The 17640-nt window shown below is 60.8% G+C and carries 17 protein-coding genes; 11 read left to right on the top strand and 6 right to left on the bottom strand.

The genetic code is table 11. The features are described 5' to 3' along the window. Complete coding sequence (locus JO965_RS45040) at positions 1-1224, top strand: LL-diaminopimelate aminotransferase (RefSeq protein WP_203447613.1); 1224 nt, start codon at positions 1-3, stop codon at positions 1222-1224. Between the two features lie 94 nt (positions 1225-1318). Beyond that, a complete protein-coding gene (ilvA, locus tag JO965_RS45035) occupies positions 1319-2854 on the top strand; it encodes a threonine ammonia-lyase, biosynthetic (protein ID WP_203447612.1) in 1536 nt (511 codons plus the stop codon). A gap of 50 nt (positions 2855-2904) precedes the next feature. Here ilvA and JO965_RS45030 read toward each other — a convergent pair whose 3' ends face one another. Together JO965_RS45030 and JO965_RS45025 are read right to left on the bottom strand one after the other, a co-directional pair. Continuing rightward, positions 2905-3216 (bottom strand): hypothetical protein, encoded by a 312-nt coding sequence (locus JO965_RS45030; protein ID WP_246777298.1) that lies wholly within the window; start codon positions 3214-3216, stop codon positions 2905-2907. 36 nt (positions 3217-3252) lie between these two features. Further along, positions 3253-3669 carry a hypothetical protein gene (locus JO965_RS45025; protein ID WP_203447611.1) on the bottom strand — a complete coding sequence of 139 codons (417 nt, stop codon included), beginning with the start codon at positions 3667-3669 and terminating at the stop codon, positions 3253-3255. 508 nt (positions 3670-4177) lie between these two features. On the opposite strand from JO965_RS45025, the gene JO965_RS45020 reads away from it, so the two are divergent. After that, entirely contained in the window at positions 4178-4564 is a 387-nt protein-coding gene (locus JO965_RS45020) for a hypothetical protein (RefSeq protein WP_203447610.1), read from the top strand. Between the two features lie 555 nt (positions 4565-5119). On the opposite strand, the gene JO965_RS45015 is transcribed toward JO965_RS45020, so the two are convergent. Together JO965_RS45015 and JO965_RS45010 are read right to left on the bottom strand one after the other, a co-directional pair. Continuing rightward, positions 5120-5413, bottom strand: a complete 294-nt coding sequence (locus JO965_RS45015) for a hypothetical protein (RefSeq protein ID WP_203447956.1) — start codon at positions 5411-5413, stop codon at positions 5120-5122. A 112-nt stretch (positions 5414-5525) separates the two neighbouring features. Further along, positions 5526-5681: a DUF1127 domain-containing protein gene (locus JO965_RS45010; RefSeq protein ID WP_203447609.1), complete on the bottom strand. Its 156-nt coding sequence runs from the start codon at positions 5679-5681 to the stop codon at positions 5526-5528. A gap of 219 nt (positions 5682-5900) precedes the next feature. On the opposite strand from JO965_RS45010, the gene JO965_RS45005 reads away from it, so the two are divergent. After that, entirely contained in the window at positions 5901-6236 is a 336-nt protein-coding gene (locus JO965_RS45005) for a hypothetical protein (RefSeq protein WP_203447608.1), read from the top strand. A 126-nt stretch (positions 6237-6362) separates the two neighbouring features. Here JO965_RS45005 and JO965_RS45000 read toward each other — a convergent pair whose 3' ends face one another. Next, complete coding sequence (locus tag JO965_RS45000) at positions 6363-7139, bottom strand: MetQ/NlpA family ABC transporter substrate-binding protein (protein WP_203447607.1); 777 nt, start codon at positions 7137-7139, stop codon at positions 6363-6365. Between the two features lie 277 nt (positions 7140-7416). On the opposite strand from JO965_RS45000, the gene JO965_RS44995 reads away from it, so the two are divergent. The 6 genes from JO965_RS44995 to JO965_RS44970 all read left to right on the top strand — a co-directional run bounded on the left by JO965_RS44995 (position 7417) and on the right by JO965_RS44970 (position 12775). Beyond that, complete coding sequence (locus JO965_RS44995; RefSeq protein ID WP_203447606.1) at positions 7417-8802, top strand: LLM class flavin-dependent oxidoreductase; 1386 nt, start codon at positions 7417-7419, stop codon at positions 8800-8802. 35 nt (positions 8803-8837) lie between these two features. Next, entirely contained in the window at positions 8838-9344 is a 507-nt protein-coding gene (locus tag JO965_RS44990) for a flavin reductase family protein (RefSeq protein ID WP_246777297.1), read from the top strand. An 841-nt stretch (positions 9345-10185) separates the two neighbouring features. Then, positions 10186-10602: a hypothetical protein gene (locus tag JO965_RS44985; protein ID WP_203447604.1), complete on the top strand. Its 417-nt coding sequence runs from the start codon at positions 10186-10188 to the stop codon at positions 10600-10602. Positions 10603-10833: 231 nt separating this feature from the next. Beyond that, entirely contained in the window at positions 10834-11610 is a 777-nt protein-coding gene (locus JO965_RS44980; RefSeq protein ID WP_203447603.1) for a response regulator transcription factor, read from the top strand. A gap of 167 nt (positions 11611-11777) precedes the next feature. After that, positions 11778-12455, top strand: a complete 678-nt coding sequence (locus JO965_RS44975) for a hypothetical protein (protein ID WP_203447602.1) — start codon at positions 11778-11780, stop codon at positions 12453-12455. 56 nt (positions 12456-12511) lie between these two features. Continuing rightward, positions 12512-12775, top strand: coding sequence for a hypothetical protein (locus tag JO965_RS44970; RefSeq protein WP_203447601.1), 264 nt, complete (start codon positions 12512-12514; stop codon positions 12773-12775). A 156-nt stretch (positions 12776-12931) separates the two neighbouring features. Here JO965_RS44970 and JO965_RS44965 read toward each other — a convergent pair whose 3' ends face one another. Further along, a complete protein-coding gene (locus JO965_RS44965; RefSeq protein ID WP_203447600.1) occupies positions 12932-13192 on the bottom strand; it encodes a PilZ domain-containing protein in 261 nt (86 codons plus the stop codon). A 1354-nt stretch (positions 13193-14546) separates the two neighbouring features. Between JO965_RS44965 and JO965_RS49940 the strand changes: the two genes are divergently transcribed. Beyond that, complete coding sequence (locus JO965_RS49940) at positions 14547-17312, top strand: DNA translocase FtsK (RefSeq protein WP_371827037.1); 2766 nt, start codon at positions 14547-14549, stop codon at positions 17310-17312. Positions 17313-17640 lie beyond the last annotated feature (328 nt).

The following is a 17640-nucleotide window of genomic DNA, read 5'->3' as shown; positions in this document are numbered from 1 at the left end:
ATGCCTGATTTTTACCGGATTAAGCGCCTTCCGCCTTACGTCTTCGAGCAGGTCAACCGGATCAAGGCGGCCGCCCGGGCCAATGGCGCCGACATCCTCGATCTCGGGATGGGCAATCCGGACCTTCAGGCCCCGCAGCACGTCATCGACAAGCTCATTGAGACCGTCGGCAAGCCACGCACCGACCGCTATTCCGTCTCCAAGGGCATCGGCGGCCTGCGCCGCGCCCAGGCCGGCTATTACGAGCGCCGCTTTGGCGTGAAGCTCAACCCGGATACGCAGGTGGTGGCGACGCTGGGCTCCAAGGAGGGCTTCGCCAACATGGCCCAGGCCATCACCGAGCCGGGCGACGTGATTCTGGTGCCGAACCCGAGCTACCCGATCCATGCCTTCGGCTTCCTGATGGCCGGCGGCGTGATCCGCTCGGTGCCGGCCGAGCCGACGCCGGAGTTCTTCGTCGCGGCCGAGCGCGCGGTGGCGCATTCGATCCCCAAGCCGGTGGCCCTCGTCGTCTGCTATCCCTCGAACCCGACCGCCTATGTGGCCTCCCTCGACTTCTACCGCGATCTCGTCGCCTTCGCGAAGAAGCATGAGCTGATCCTGCTGTCGGATCTGGCCTATTCGGAGGTCTATTTCGACGAATCCAACCCGCCGCCGTCGATCCTGCAGGTGCCGGGCGCCATCGACGTGGCGGTGGAATTCACCTCGATGTCCAAGACCTTCTCGATGGCCGGCTGGCGCATCGGCTTTGCGGTCGGCAACGAGCGCCTGCTGGCGGCGCTGGCGCGGGTGAAGTCCTATCTCGACTATGGCGCCTTCACGCCGGTCCAGGTCGCCGCCACCGCCGCCCTCAACGGCCCGGACGAGTGCATCCGCGAGATGCGCGCCACCTACAAGCGCCGCCGCGACGTGATGGTCGAGTCCTTCGCCAAGGCCGGCTGGCAGGTGCCGGTGCCCACCGCCTCCATGTTCGCCTGGGTGCAGATCCCGGAGAAGTTCCGGTCGCTGGGCAGCCTCGAATTCTCCAAGCTGCTGGTCGAGAAGGCCGATGTGGCGGTGGCGCCCGGCATCGGCTTTGGCGAGCACGGCGACGACTATGTCCGCATCGCGCTTGTGGAAAACGAGCAGCGCATCCGGCAGGCCGCGCGCAACATCCGCAAGTTCTTCGACAATGCCGACCAGACCCTCCATAACGTCGTGCCCCGATCAACACAGGCAAAGTAGGCTCGCCAACCCGCCGCTCTGCTTGGATCGGAAGGATACAAGAGCGTAAGGGAGCATACGGACTCCCCTGCTGAACCAGGAAGGCATCTCTGACGTGCACGACTACATCCGCAAGATCTTGACCGCCCGGGTCTATGACGTGGCGATCGAGAGCCCGCTCGATCCCATGCCGCGCCTGTCTCAGCGCCTGGGGAGCCCTATTCGGCTCAAGCGCGAAGATCTTCAGCCGGTGTTCTCGTTCAAGCTGCGCGGCGCCTACAACAAGATGGCAGGCCTGCCGTGGGCGGCGCTCGAGCGAGGAGTGATCTGCGCCTCGGCTGGCAATCACGCCCAAGGCGTGGCTCTCGCGGCTCAGAAGCTCGGTGCCAAGGCCACCATCGTGATGCCACGCACCACACCTGCGATCAAGGTTCAAGCCGTGAAAGGGCAGGGCGGCCGTGTGACCCTGCACGGCGAGAGCTTTGACGAGGCGTATGCCCACGCCCGTCAGCTTGAGGCGGAGAAAGGCCTCACCTTCATTCATCCCTATGACGATCCGGATGTCATTGCCGGACAGGGCACCGTCGGCATGGAGATCCTGCGCCAGCATCCCGATCCTCTCGAAGCCGTATTCGTGCCGGTTGGGGGAGGGGGATTGGCTGCGGGAGTGGCCGTCTATGCCAAGTTCCTGCGGCCCGAGGTGAAGGTGATCGGGGTCGAGCCTGAGGATGCCGCGAGCATGGCCGGCGCCCTTGCGGCCGGCGAGCGCATCATCCTGAACCAAGTCGGGCTGTTTGCAGATGGTGTTGCTGTGCGCCAAGCGGGTGAGGAGACGTTTCGCCTGTGCCGGGAGCTGCTCGACGAGGTGATTACCGTCAGCACGGACGAGATCTGCGCAGCAGTGAAGGACATCTTCGAGGATACGCGTGCCATTGCCGAGCCATCCGGAGCTGTGAGCCTGGCAGGGCTGAAGAAGTATGTGGAACGAGAAGGATCACGGTCGAATGGGCTGGTTGCCGTCAACAGCGGCGCCAACATGAACTTCGACCGGCTCCGGCACATCGCCGAACGGGCCGAGCTCGGTGAACATCGCGAGGCCCTGCTGGCGGTGACCATTCCCGAGCAGCCCGGCAGCTACCGCCGCTTCATCCAGCTGCTGGGCAAGCGCTCGATCACCGAGTTCAACTATCGCTATTCGGATCCTCAGGCGGCGCAGATCTTCGTCGGCGTGCAGCTCTCGGACGGCGATGTCGAGAAGCGGCAGATCATCGCCATGCTGCGGGAGCAGGGCTATCCGGTGCTCGACATGAGCGACAACGAAATGGCCAAGCTGCACGTGCGCTACATGGTCGGCGGACACACGCCTGGTCTTGAGGATGAGCTGATCTTCCGCTTCCAGTTTCCCGAGCGGCCCGGAGCCCTGCTGAAGTTCCTCAATGGGCTGTCCGGCAGCTGGAATATTTCACTGTTCCACTACCGCAATCATGGCGCCGATTACGGCCGCGTGCTGGCCGGCATCCAGGTTCCTGCCGCGGAGCGAGCGCAGCTCAAGCGCAGTCTGGATGAGCTCGGATACCCGTACTGGGACGAGAGCGACAATCCGGCGTATCGCTCCTTCCTGAACCGGGACACAGCGGGTGTCACCAGCTGATCAGATGCTCGCGAGAGCAATCGCCGCGTGGCCACCCGGTTGATGTGCGGCTAATGCGCGGAGCGGGCATCAAGCGGGATCATCTGCACGGCTCGTCCTGAGGTATCGACGATCTCAAGCCGCCATCCCTGCCACTCGCTCGAATTGGACGGATCCTGAGCGCGCAGCTCCTCGGCCGCTTCCAGGGCCGACACCACGGCCGCCTGAAGACTGACCGTCTCAATCCCCTCCTCATCGCGGATCATGATCTCGCCATCCGTGAGATTGAAGTAATAGCGGGTTAGCCCTGAACGAGCCGAAGAGGATGAAGCGACGGCATGAGCCTGCGGGTCGGCGTCGATGACGCCGTCAGTACGCGCCATTTTGCTCTTGATAAGATTTGTCACGGCTTGAACGCCCTACTGAATGGCCGGAGATGAAACGTTGGTCAGATCCACCCAGCCGGTGCAGGTCGGGACATCGGGAACAAGGTACACACGGCTTCCATCGACCTTCTGAACCCGACATGGATAGGCTCTCTTGTCTCCCGGAGGACGGTATAAAATCAGGCTTCCGACAGTGACCCCCTCGTGTGAGCCCGGATCAAGGTGAGCTTGAAGGTTCTGGCTCACCTGCTCGATCTCGATCGGGTCCGGAGCTTGCGCCTGCGTGGCTGCCCGGACGCGCTCAAGAGCGGCAAGGGCAAGGCGGGCTCGGTCGCGATAACGATTCATGACCAGCTTCAGCGGGCCGCGCTCGTGCCCTGCATGCCAGGAGACGCCACCGGCCTTGGCAAGTTCCGCCGCTACAATCTCTACTTCATCGTCCGTCATCATCAGCCCTCCTCGATCCAAGCTAGCGTTCATGCCCGCCGGAACAATGGTGACAAACCCGCTCACCTGTTTTGCAAAGGTGAGATCTGGCGCTGTCTGAGAGAAGCAATCATGCAGAAATCATTCTGATGTCGTTCGAATTTGCGAGCACTTCCGATGGTGAATGACGTGTGCTCTTGGTGTTGACGTCGTGCAGACAAGATCTTAGGTCACTATCTTTTCCAGTTCATAGTCAGCATATGAGATGAAGCGGAACACCAAGCCTTTCTCGGTTGAGATCAAGAAATCCCGCATTCCAGGGCAGCCTCATCACCTCCCGCCAAGGCGCCTGTTCGAGCCGACGCCGGTTGCGCCAACCAAGATCTTTCAGAAGGAAGAGCCTCAGGCCGCCGCCGAGCCATCTCCTGTCCCTCGCATCCTACCGAGCATTGTCGAGCATCCGTGGAGCAACTCGAAGCCCGCTGAACCCGCCCGCCGCAAGCACTCTGCAGCGGAGACCAATCGGAAGCAGATGGAGCTTGATTTCGCAATGAGCGCCTCCGAAGACGGGAAGGAAGCGCACGCAGTTGTGCCGGTGATCACCGAAGTCGTGCCACTGCCCGATATTGCAATTGAAGAGGACGGAATGTCCGTTCATGACGTTCCGCCGGTGCAGGTTGAAAGTGCGAAAGCCAGTGCGCGGAAGTCGGGGAGGAAAGCTCATGGAGCTGTTGAACAGATCGAATTTCTCCAACCAGTGGATGATCTTGAGCGAATACCAGAGGCCGGGTTCAGTTGGCCATCGGCGGAGACGCCGCCGAAAGCGATCGAGCGCAGGCTGACCAAGCGCCAGGCTGCTGCTGTTCAACTGGCTCGACATGAGCGTTGGAAGCGGCGCCTCCATCCTGCGTCCTGGTGAGGCTCGCAGAAGCTGGGACCGAACTGATGGATAGTCATGCGCATGATGGGAGGGAAGGGATCAAAGACCCATAGCCGAGCCATGTTCTCAGCGCAGCCCCTGCATGAGGCATGCTGCATTGTAAAGAGGCGCGATGCCGCCGATATCAGCAGCGGCTGATTTCAACGCGGCACCGCCTTCTTCCTCCCGGCGCTGTCGTATCGGCCGTTCCCTCTGGAAGGTTTTGACTTTTGTCGGACCTTAACTCTGCCGGGCTTTTGGCCCGGCTTTTTCTTGTCTGCCGATACTGGGCCGTTGACGCGTCTTAGCGAAAAACTGGCCGAAAAGCTTTTCGACTTTAGGCGTGGGATAGGCTGATGGGTGCAAGAGTGATCTTGCTACCGACGAAGCGGCCTTATCGCTCTCAACGCGCAGCACGTATCGTCAAAGATCTTTCATAAATGCCGCCGTTTGCGGCAGCAGCGGATCTGCCCGATCATGCTCTTGCCTTTGTCTCGCGAACAGAACATTGCTCTGTCCTGCACGCGCTTGGCAATCGTGATTGCGGTCCATCGCTCAGCGGATCAGAACGCGGGGCGCTCTGCGCTCGACAACAACCGGCGGTCGGCTTGGCGCAAACCGAGCTTGCGCTGGCGGCCTGACAGCGAGACGCGGCCTGACAGGAGCCATCTTCGGGATTGCGGCTCTAACGTCGGCCTCGGGCAATCCCATCAGCCTTGCCGCAATCTCGACCTGATCATCCACGTTATCGGTGAGGCCCTGCGCGGCAAAGATCGCCTCCTCCAGAGTAGGCGGCTCAAAGCGGAGCGAGGTCCGGACGCTGGACGGCTTCTTCTTGGGTGCAGGCATCGACGTTGCTCTTAACGGAACGATTTGGCGCTTTATCCAGGCAGACAGGCTCGTGCTCAAAAAGGAACGCCCGCCGGAGGGGCGGGCGATTGATTCTGAGCCGGACGACTGCTTAGGCGAAGGCACTCTCACGTGCGACGCGGGCGATATCGAAACGGGCAACGCCCAGATCCGCCAACTCACGATCGGACAACTCCGACAGTTCGCTCACGGTCTGACGGTAGAGCTTGTAGGCGCGGATCTTGGACAGGATAAAGGTAACGAACATGGTTTTCCCCCAGCAGGTGACCGGCCCCGATGGCCGGCGATCATTGCTCTTGCTGCACTGCACATATAGGGATGCGCCAAGGCGCAGAGGAGCGGCACCAACGAAGGCCTGTTATGCTTTAGTAGCATAGTAGTCGTGGCTGGCGCTGGATCGCCTCGGGACGTTGGTGAGTTGCCTGGTGTCACTCTCCACGGACAATCCTGCCTTCTGGACGACCCCATGTCTGATCCGTACCCGCATACACCTGATGGTCGCTACTTCGTGGTTCGTGGCCGGCTCTGGCGGCTGAGCAATCCCAGGCTGGATCCCAAGATACGTGACGCCCTTGTTCGGGAGTTGATGGCAGCACGTCGGGCCGTCCGCAGCGCCAGAGGTGATCCCGAAGCCTTGGCCCGAGCCCGGGCCCGGATCGATGCCGCGAAACGTGACTTGGGCGAGCGTGGCCCCGTGTGGTGGACCGATGGCACGCCTGACTACAACAGGCGGTTGGTCGGCAACACACCCTATGCCGAGTGGTTTCGCTCACTCGATAGGAGCACAGATAGTGGTTCATAGATGAGGCGCCATGTGCATGTGGTCCCCTCGCAATGGTTACCCGCCGGCGCATGTCGGGCATGTGGCCGACAGCTTCGGCAGGATCCGGAAACTCATCAAGATTCGGTTTCCTGCAGACTTGCCGGCTTACCACCCGGCAATGACGGCGCCCTTGAAGTGCTTATCAATGAACTCCTTCACATTGGGGGACTGGAACGCAGCCACCAACTGCTTGACCCACGGTTTTTCGACATCCTGACGACGAACCACGACTTCGCAGATGTAGCGGGATTGCGGTCCCTCCCTGACGAGAGACTCCAGAGGATTCAGTCCCGCCTGAAGGGCATAGTTCTTGTTCACCGCCGCGGCATGAACGTCATCGAGAGTGCGCGCCAATTGCGCTGCCTCGAGTTCGATGAACTTGATGTTCTTGGGGTTCTCAATGATATCGACCGGGGTGGCCTTGAAGCCCGCCTCGGGGCGGAGCTTGATCAAACCGGTCGTCTCGAGGAGCAGAAGTGTGCGCGCCTCGTTGCTGGGATCGTTTGGGATCGCGATCGTCGCGCCTGCCGGGATCTCGTTCACGCTCTTGTAGCGCTTGGAATAGAAAGCGATCGGAACCAGAATTGTCCTGCCAACAGGGACAAGGTCGTAGCCACGGGCATCGATCTGAGCCTGCAGGAAAGGCCGGTGCTGGTAGGAATTTGCTTGCAGGTCGCCCGCGGCCAGGGCTGCATTCGGCCCAACGAAGTCGCTGAACTCCACTGACTCGATGATGAGCCCCTCACGGGCCGCATTCGTCTTAGCGACGTCGAGCACCTCGGCGAAGGGGCCTGCCGTAACTCCGACTTTGATCGTCTCGGCCTGAGCGCCGACAAGAGTGATCAAGGACAGGCAAGAGGCAGCAAGCAAGCGTCGCAGCATGGGATTTCCCTCTGGGATTGGATGGCTCTGCGCTTAAGGGCAGGTGCTTTCTGGCACTGTGGCCAGGGATCCGTTTGTTGTCAAGGATTCGTTCTTCATAACGAACCAATTCGATCACTGTCAGAATGGATACTCTTCAACTTCCCTCAAAATTTGCAGTGTCCGTTGCGACATTTTCAGCTTTTTCGCGTTCAAGGGGTTTCCAGATCCCGGACGCGTTCTATAGAAAGGACACGCCAGCAAAGATACAATCAGGGGTTAGCCCAGCGGGGTTCAGATGAAGAAGCAGATCCGCCTCAACGCCTTCGACATGAACTGTGTCGGCCATATCCAGCATGGCCTGTGGGCCCACCCACGCGACCGTTCTACGGCCTACAACACGATCGAGTACTGGCAGCATCTCGCTAGGACCGCCGAGCGCGGCCTGTTCGACGGCATCTTCCTGGCTGACATCGTCGGCGTTTATGATGTGTATAAGGGCAGTGCAGCCCCGTCGCTGGCCAATGCCGTGCAGGTGCCCGTCAACGATCCGCTCCTGGTAGTGCCGGTCATGGCTGCGGCTACCAAGCACATTGGCTTCGGGGTCACGGCCAATCTCACCTACGAGACGCCCTATCTCTTTGCCCGCCGCATGTCGACGCTGGATCACCTCACCGGAGGCCGCGTCGGGTGGAACATCGTCACAGGCTATCTCGACAGCGCTGCCCGGGCTATGGGGTTCAAGGCCCAGCGGGAGCATGACGATCGTTATGATATAGCCGATGAGTTCATGGAGGTGGTCTACAAGCTCTGGGAAGGCAGTTGGGAAGGTGATGCAGTCGTGCGGGACCGGGCGCGGCGTCTTTATGCCCGCCCCGACAAGGTGCATCGGGTCCAGCATGCCGGGCGGCACTACAACGTCGATGCCATTCACCTGTCAGAACCGTCACCGCAGCGGACCCCAGTGCTCTATCAGGCCGGTGCCTCGGCACGCGGCAAGGACTTCGCGGCCAGTCATGCGGAATGCGTCTTCCTCTATGGACCGAACAAGGAGCAGACCCGCAAGACCGTCGAGGACGTGCGGCAGCGAGCCGCCAAGGCGGGACGGGACCCGAATGGCATACAGTTCTTCCTGGGACGCGCCATCGTGGTCGGGCGCACGCGCAAGGAGGCGGAAGAGAAGTACGAGGAGTACTTCAAGTATGCGAGCGCCGAGGGCGCGCTGGCGCACTTCTCGAGCACGGTCGGCATCGACTTCTCGAAACAGGATCTTGATGAGCCGCTTCAATATCAGAAGACAGATGCGATGGCATCGATGCTTGAGGCATTCACCCGCGACAGCTCCCAGGTTTGGACTTTGCGCAAGATCTTCGACAAGGGGCTGGGTGCCCGCAACCCGCCTTTGATCGGCTCCGCCGAGGAGATCGCCAATGAGCTCCAGTCCTGGGTTGAGGAAGCCGACGTCGACGGATTCAACATCAGCCGCGTGGTAACACCAGAGACGCTGGAGGATTTCGTCGATCTGGTCGTGCCGATCCTGCAGGAGCGCGGCGTCTACAAGCGGGATTATGCCGAGGGCACCCTACGCGAGAAGCTGTTCGGCCAGGGGCAGGCGCTCTTGCCTGATACCCATCCAGGCGCGTCCTATCGCAGGCCCGGGCAGAGCCTGAATGCCGCTGAGTAGACGCCGCTGCGATGCAAGGGCAACGCGAGAGTTCAATGGCCTCCTCAGATGATTTCAAACAGGCCATGCGCCACTTGGCCGGAGGTGTTGCAATCATCGCGACGGAACACGAGGGCCGCCGGGTCGGGCTTGCGGCAACGGCCGTGTGCTCCGTCTCGGCGGATCCGCCTACGCTTCTGGTGTGCATCAATTCCGGGGCCAGTGCTCACGAGCCTATCCGCGCGAGCGGCCGCTTTTCTGTGAACCTGCTGGCGAGCGGTCAGGACAGCATCGCTCGTTGCTTTTCGGGAGAAACCGGACTTAAGGGCGAGGAGCGCTTTACCGTGGGCGAATGGTCGCCTCTGCTGACCGGTGCCCCGGTACTTGCGGGAGCTCTCGTCAGCTTCGACTGCCGTCTAACCGAAGTCGTAAAGATGGCAACGCACAGCGTCTTCTTCGGAACCGTGGCAGACATCACCTTGCGGTCAACCACACGGCCGCTGATCTACGCCCACGGAACCTACGGCACGTTCTTGCCTGAAGGGGCTGGCTTGTGGTGGTGAGGCTAGGCTCCTCGCCTTGATGCGGTTATATCAAGCATCTGCACCTGACCGGCAGCGCCGGATGGGTGCATCCTTCATAGCTAACGGATTGATTTCTCAGACCCAGCATGACCTACAGCCTGATCCAACTCGCTCCCGGCGCCTATGATCTCCTCCTGAACGGGCAAGTGATGGGCAGCATAGTCAGAGCTGGCCACCGCAGTACCAACACGACGTGGACAGCCGAGCTGCTCGAGGATCTGCCCAGGACCAGGAGACCAGCTCCGTTCAAGAACGTCGAGCACGACTTCGCAACCTTAGAAGAGGTGTGTGCTTGGCTTGGCAATCCGCCTGTGCAGAGCAACTTTGGACGCAGCTCGACCGCTCGTTGACCTCAAATGAACCCTTGCAGAGCGGACTGCGAATTCCCAACGAAGACGTACGGGATCTAAATTGGGTGCTTCATCCCAGATTGATATCCGACACACGCCGTCAGACGGTCACGATCAGCGAAGCCTCTTCCAAACTCCAGTCAGGGCCATGCGATGCCGGTTGCAACACTGCATCCCTAACCTATCCTGCCTCCGATGAGCGACAACGGCGGTCGAACGAGAACGCTCCCGAAGCCCGAGCACCGGACCTCCCAAGGCGCCTGCGATAGGTACCGATATCGCCGGAGGAATATGATCGTAGGATCAGGAAAACGGCAGTGTGGCTGATCACATCGCGGTGGAATGATGGCAGGCCATTGTTGTGTTGCCTTCCTCCGCTGATCGAAACTGTTGGTTAACCATGCAAGCGCATGCTTTCACCTGCGAACGCAGAGCTGGGCGGGCTTCCTCTTACCTGGAGACGGTTGCTCATGGCGGAGAAAAGTTTCACCGATACGCTTGAAGAAAAGTTGGCCTTCATCTCCCCGACTGTGAAAGCCATCGAGTTCGGGGGAGACCAGCCCTATCTTCGTGACTTGCAGACGCTGCTCAGACAACACCTGGCAAGCCTTGTCGTTCTGTTCGAGCGAGATCCCGGGTTAGATGCCGCAACCGCCGATTTGTACGCGGCAGCTGCCGCCGTTGTGAACGACACCTCAATGGCCTCTCAACCCCTTGCCCGAAAACGCCGTCTGCTTAAGGAGGCCCAAACACGCTTCCACGAGCGCATTTCGACAGCACGCCCAAACGGAAGACGAGCTTGCGGAGTGGCGACAGAGCGAACTCTTCCTTGCAAGTTGGATTCGAGATCGGGTTCCGCATCAGCACCGCTGCATGGCTGGCCCTAAACCCTGTCCTTCTCGGCAAAGAGATTAGCACCCCTGTGTCTATGCGAACTTTCGACAGAGGCCTCACCAATAACCGTCCTCAGACGAGTCTAACGCTTCAGCATTCTTACGGAGTAACGTTTACTCCTTAGTGGCTAAACCGGGCAGCCTACCTCTTGATCCGGTCCCGGTTCTTCATCTTCATAGATGAACGTGCCGCGCGTGCGCGAGGTGGGCTTCAGGGGGCGGGGAATGTTGAGAGATGAATACGGCTGCGCCGCGGATCCGGTTGTGGAAACAGCCGCCGCTTCCGGCGCGTCAAATCCCGTTATTGAAACTATGTTGCTCGGCGGCAGTTCGTTGCTGCGCGCAGGTCTCACCCATCTGCTAGCCGGTACACGCTTTGCCGTGGTTGATCGCCACGAGGATGCCGCTCTGTCGGATGAGATTGGCGCAAAACTGGCGCTGTTTATTGTTGATGCCAGCGGATCGTCTGACCAGACGCTGGCGTTTCTTGACGCAGCCAAGCGCCAGAATCCGACGGCCCGTGTTGTGCTGATCGCCAACAGCTTTGATCTTGGCCTGATCCGTCTTGCGGTCTCGAGGGAGGTCGATAGTTTCTGCGCCGCGACCGGAGAGCGCGAGGTCCTGATAAACATCCTTGAACTGACAATGTTGGGCGAACAGGTTTTGCCTGGGGCAACGCTTCAGGCGCTTCTCAATCAGGTACCTGCGACTTCAAGTGCGGCTCAGGGCTCATCGGCAACGGAGTTAACCTCTTCTGATCCGAGAGCAGGCAAACTCTCACCGAGAGAGATGGTGATCCTCCAGTCTCTCATGGGGGGTGAGGCGAATAAGGTCATCGCACGAAAGCTCGACATCACGGAGGCCACCATCAAGGTCCACGTGAAATCCATCCTCCGCAAGATTGGAGCGGCCAATCGAACTCAGGCTGCCATGTGGGCAAGCGAGAACCTCCGGACCGCCGATCGCCCCCTCATCAACGCCCAACACCTGATCAGAGGCTGACTCAGGAGGCATCCAAGGTAATCAGGGGCGCTCATCGAAGCGCTCTGTTAATCGCCAGCGTGTGTCGGACGCAGATCGGGATGAACTGTCTATCCCTGCCCGACGTTGCACCCTAACCTGGTATCCGCTGGATCGACCAGCAGCACCCTTTGTGGAGGGCTGACCCGATGAGCGCCACTCGTGTCTTTCTGCTCGCCTCCGCCCTGGCTCGACTGATCGAGAGGGAGAGGGGAGGTCAGCTCGTCCGGCAGGGCTACTTCCCCGAAGGACCAAGCCGCAGCACCCACGTCCTGCTGGAAGGCGATGCAGGGCATCTCGTCTTAGTCTCCCAGCCGTCAACCGAACCGCTCAAGGACCTGGCTGCGATCTCCCGTCTGCAGGCCGAAGCTCTGCTCGAGCTGGCCACCGGACAGGTCGAACTCCAGAATGTTAGTGTGGACATTGGTTCCCACACCGCCGCCATTCATCGCTTCATCAGTCCGGGACCGCTTGATCTGATCACCATTGTGTTCAAGCAAGACAAGGCAGCGCGAAAGTTCCAGCCCCCGGCTTGGTTCGGGCCTGAGGTCACCACTGATCCCAGCTACAAGTCCCGCGTCATCGCCCTCGCTGGTCTGCCATCACTTCCAGAAGTGGAGGTCACGGATGCGGCCCTCAACAGCCTGCTCGATACCTTGGATAACCGCGCTGGCGAGCCCCAGCCGCGTCCATCTCCGGCGGCGCGTGCGCCCGAGACATTCGAGCCGGCCCTAGATCCTGAGGCCGAACAGGAATTCGACCGGCTTAACATTGAGGACAGTGTGATCCGGGAACTCGCCCGTTCGTTGCAGCCACAAGGGCGCTGATATCGCAAGAGCCTATGAGTGGATTGATTGACAGCCTGCCTCTGATATGAATCCGGATGACCTACAGCCTGATCCAGCTGGCGCCCGGCGCCTATGACCTCCTCCTGAACGGAGAGGTTGTGGGCAGTGTGGTGCGCAATAGCTCCTACCAGCCTTACACCTGGACAGCCGAACTGCTTGAGGATGTCCCTCCAGCCCGCAGGCCAACACCCTTCGCTGAGCTCGAACATGTCTTCGCCTCGTTGGAGGATCTTTGTGCTTGGCTCGGCGATCCACCGATAAAAACCAACAATCGGCATGGCGACGCCTGGGAGCGCTGACACCCCCTTCACTGAACTCCGCACGGGATGCTGATCGGCATTCACAGATGGTTCAGTCGTCGCCCTGCACCTTAGAACACCGGTTGCCCGACCGTACTCCCGGCCAAGCCCAGGACCCTCAACCCTCTCATCGTTGGACTTGGTCGGGTTCTCCCCTCAATCCGTGAATGTCGCCCCATAATGGACCCCGTCTGTCCAGACCAAGCGCACCCGAGCGGTTGCCTCGTGGTCTGGGATCTGTAGCTGAAACTCCAAGGGAATGGCGGCTGGCTCAGACACCACGAGACGCACGCCAGTCGTCGACAGGTCCCAAATGGCGCATTCAATTGGTGCCGGAGTCGTCTTGTCCGCGATCCATCCTTTCAGGTGGGTGGGGAAGCGCTCACTCGAACGACGCTCGGGCGGTCCAAAGGGCATGCACACGATCCTACTACGGCGGAAGGCCTTTTGTAGGAGAGCAGGCTGGCTTGGGGCTTTGCGGCTGAGAAAGCCGGCAAATCCGGTATCGCGCCAAGTCGACGAGGAGCCCGGGAGGGCAGTCCATCCGTGCCAACTCCCGGGGCTCGTCGATAGCTGTCGCCGATAGGCAGCTGTGATCAGACTGAGCTGATTTGCCGGAGTGACAAGCGCTTCGAGCGAGGCGTGGCAGCATGGCGCACTGCTCGGCAGGTCGAGCCTAAAATGAAACGCCCCAGCCGAGAGAGGTTCGCCTTAACTCTCAGCTGGAGCGCCGTAACTCCCGTAGGGGCAACTACTTGAGCCACGTCTCATAGACTAAGCGGTCCCTGCCCATCCGCAACTGAGCAAGAGGGGAGGGTCGTTGGTCCTGAACCGCGCCCTCTCTGCTTTCAGGAGTAGCCCCGAAATAGAAACGCCCCGGCGATAGGTCGCTCGATCCATCAGCCAGGGCGTCTGCGTGCCAAGGGAATGACATCACGCTTTGGATCTAGGCCTGCCAACCAGAGCGTCAACGCCGCCCGATGAGGCGACTTTCCAGCTGAGGGATGGTCACAGGCTTTTGCTCATTCTCGAGCGAACGCTCCGAAGGCTGTCGATCCCAAGGGCAAAAGCCACCGCAAATCCAGCAGTGAGTACAGCGATAGCAAGAGCGACGGACAGGGACAGCATTGGACAGAAACTGGAATTCGAGCGATGCATAGGCGCAGACCGGCTCGGGCAGATCAAGTCTGATTCAGCACGCGCATTAACGCAGCGCCGGGCTGAGACTTTCCTGCATCACCTGACTTGCAAGAGATCGCTTGCAAGCGTCGAGCACAGCCACTTCAAGTGCCGCTTTGGCGCTGTACCATACTCCTCAAGCCCTTGATGCTTCAGCCGATGATTTTTGAAAGCTGTTGCAGCCGATTAACGAAACGCGAGTTCGCAACGGATCCAGTTCGCTAGGCCCCTTGTGCCGGTCGCGTCGTATGCGATCAGGACGCGTGACAGATTGAGCTGCCTCACTCTCCCGATCCCGTACAGGACGAGACCAATGGCAGATCTCGAAGTGAAGCACCGACCCGGGAGTGCGATCAAACAAAGGTGACAGGCCTAAAAGCGCTTGGCCTCAATCCGCCCGATCGAGAACTGCCGTAGTCCCCATTTCCTAGATTTCAATCCAATTGGGATCCCGAGACAATTTCTTCAGCAAGACCGACCGGCAGGATGGGTCGCCGCAAAGCCTAACCCTCTGTTTAGAGTTTCCCCCCAGAGTCATGCCAATGCCGGAATCATCACGGCTGATCATCTCTCAGTAGCAGCGTTCGAGATCATGCATTCGACCCGTAAGCCGCCCTTCTGCCCGCCACCTCTGCCCGGAGAGGAAGATGCCCCCGAGATGACCAACATCGTGCGGCTGAGGCAAGCTCGAAGGGATGCTGAAACTGATCCGATCTCGGAAGGTGACGAGCCGCCATGGCGTCAGGCCTTTGTTCTTGCCGAGGGCGTGAAGGCCACGCGTACGCCGGACAAGGTCATCCGGGCCCGCAACGGCCACGGCGAACCCGCGTCCCCGGAGCCGGGGCACGCAGCTCCTGCCGTCAACTCACCTGGCGAGCACGTCCGCTCCGTTATCGGCGAGGAGTCGATCGGGGCTCCCGAGCCGGCAATCAGAAGCCAGATCGCGGAATTGCGGTCGGCGCTGGCGTCCAAGGATCCGGTTTCAGAACGGCTGGCATCGCTCGCCGACAGGGAAGCTGCCTTGGCTGACGCAGCAGACCGTGGAGAGACGACTGGTTCCGCACGTCGGACGATCGAAACGGCGACACGGCTTCCGTTGCCACAGCAGGTCCCTGCCGCGGATGAGGCGCCTCACGAGAAACAACACCTGGAGCTTCATCTCGAACCGGCCGCCACGCCCTTCAGCTTGACGTCCGCGGCCGTTTCGTTCTCGTGGCAGGGCCTTGCATATGGCATGACTGGAGTCCGCCCGGTGGAGGATCTGCAAGCCCTGGCAGCCGCCCCTGCTGAGGGGCAGATGCTGGAGACCACCGTCGTCGCCGCCGAGCTCCCCAACGAAGGCCGAGTCAATCCGGATGGGGCTTCCGCAGTGGAGAATGCCGTCATCGAAGCGGCACCGCCATCCGAGCAAATCCAGGAAGCGGCCATCGAGACCAGGATCACCGCCGCAGCGGACGAGGAAGCGGCTCCTGCGGTTCCGGGTGCCAGCGTGTCGGATCCTATCGAGGAGGAGGTCGATTTCGGATACCTCGCTCTCTACGAGGAATTTCGGCCGACGGCGAGCAAGAAACCGCAGACGGAGGAGGTTGCCCTTCCACCCCAACCCGCATCGTCAGTCGCCCCTGTCCCTGTTCCGGCACCGGATCAGGCGGCTATCCTGGCTCAGGAGCAGATGGAGGAGGTGCCCATGCCAGACGCTGCGACAGGGCCGGGCCAGACCGAGATTGCCCTGATCCAACCGCTTCAGGTGGACGGTCCCATCGTGGACCTTCCCAAGATCGCTCCGTCGACCTGGGGGCATCCGATCTCCCACGCCGGTGCACCAGAGGGTTGGTCGTACCAGAAGCCGGACATTGCGTTGCTGGCTGAGCCGCCGGAACGCGAAGGACCGGAGCTGACCGAGGACATCCTGGAAGAGACGGCGGGACGGTTGGAGAAGGTGATCCGCGACTTTGGCGTCAAAGGCGAAGTCATCCATGTCCATCCAGGCCCGGTGGTCACGCTCTACGAATTCGAGCCGGCCCCCGGCATCAAGTCATCTCGCGTCATTGCGCTCTCGGAGGATATCGCGCGCTCCATGAGCGCCGTGTCCGCGCGCGTGGCGGTGATCCCAGGCCGCAACGCCATTGGCATCGAGCTGCCGAACGAGACCCGCGAAACGGTGTACCTGCGCGAGCTGCTTGCCTCAGAAGATTTCGAGGTCTCGAAACACAAACTACCCCTCTGCCTTGGCAAGACCATCGGCGGAGAATCCGTCATCACTGATCTCGCCCGCATGCCGCACCTCCTGGTCGCCGGCACCACCGGCTCGGGCAAGTCGGTGGCGATCAACACCATGATCCTGTCGCTGCTCTACCGCTTTACGCCGGAAGAATGCCGCCTGATCATGGTCGATCCCAAGATGCTCGAATTGAGCGTTTACGACGGCATCCCGCATCTGCTCACGCCGGTGGTCACCGATCCCAAGAAGGCGATCATCGCCTTGCGTTGGGCGGTGCGCGAGATGGAAGATCGCTACAAGAAGATGGCGAAGCTCGGGGTCCGCAACATCGACGGCTTCAATGCCCGTGTGAGCGAGGCCAGGGAAAAGGGTGAAGTCATTACGCGAACGGTCCAGACCGGTTTCGACAAGGCCACAGGCGAACTGACGTACACGGAAGAGGTCATGGATCTCACGTCGCTGCCCTACATCGTGGTGATCGTAGACGAGATGGCCGACCTGATGATGGTGGCCGGTAAGGAGATCGAGGGCGCGATCCAGCGCCTGGCCCAGATGGCGCGCGCCGCCGGCATCCACGTCATCCTGGCGACGCAGCGCCCGTCGGTGGACGTGATCACCGGCACGATCAAGGCGAACTTCCCGACCCGGATCTCGTTCCAGGTGACGTCGAAGATCGACAGCCGCACGATCTTAGGGGAAATGGGCGCCGAGCAGCTCCTGGGCCAGGGCGACATGCTTCATATGCAGGGTGGCGGACGCATCGCTCGCGTGCACGGCCCCTTCGTCTCGGACGTGGAGGTGGAGAAGGTAGTGGCGCACCTGAAACGTCAGGCCAAGCCCGTTTATGTGGAGGCGGTTACGGCTGACGATGAGGAGCAAGAGGAGCCTGTGGAGGCGCCGGTCTTCGACGAGAGCGAGATGGGTCTGGGATCGGGCGAGCTGTTCGATCAGGCGGTGTCGATCGTGCTGCGTCACAAGAAGGCGTCGACGAGCTACATCCAGCGTAGGCTGCAGATCGGCTACAACCGCGCCGCCTCGCTGATGGAGCGGATGGAGAACGAGGGCATCGTCGGACCTGCGAACCATGCGGGCAAGCGCGAGATCCTCATTGGAACGGGTGGAGCAGACGAGGACTGAGGCTGGCAGCTAGCCAGACTGGCACACGCAAACGAGCATCGGCTCAGCCTCTAGCAGTTGGTGCAGCCTGTCGGCCTCATCTCATCTCCACACCGTGCCCCCGGGGAGCGCCTCGTGCTCCCCGGGGGCTTCCATTTCAGGGCTCCCTTCACAGGCCATCCGGTGCTTGCGTCACGTGCACACTGCGCAAAGCCCGTTTCTCTGGGACATAGAGGTAAGGGCCATACGTGGTTGCCCCAAGTGAGGCGACGCAGCTAAGCCGACCTCACAGTCTGGACGATGTTGCAGAGTGACGAAGCCGTTCCCACAAACTCGGAGACAGGCGGGA

The sequence above is a fragment of the Microvirga sp. VF16 genome, from assembly GCF_016864375.1.
Taxonomy (GTDB): Bacteria; Pseudomonadota; Alphaproteobacteria; order Rhizobiales; family Beijerinckiaceae; genus Microvirga.
The sequence above is the reverse complement of the archived record's forward strand: the minus strand, read 5'-3'. Positions and strand labels throughout refer to the sequence as shown.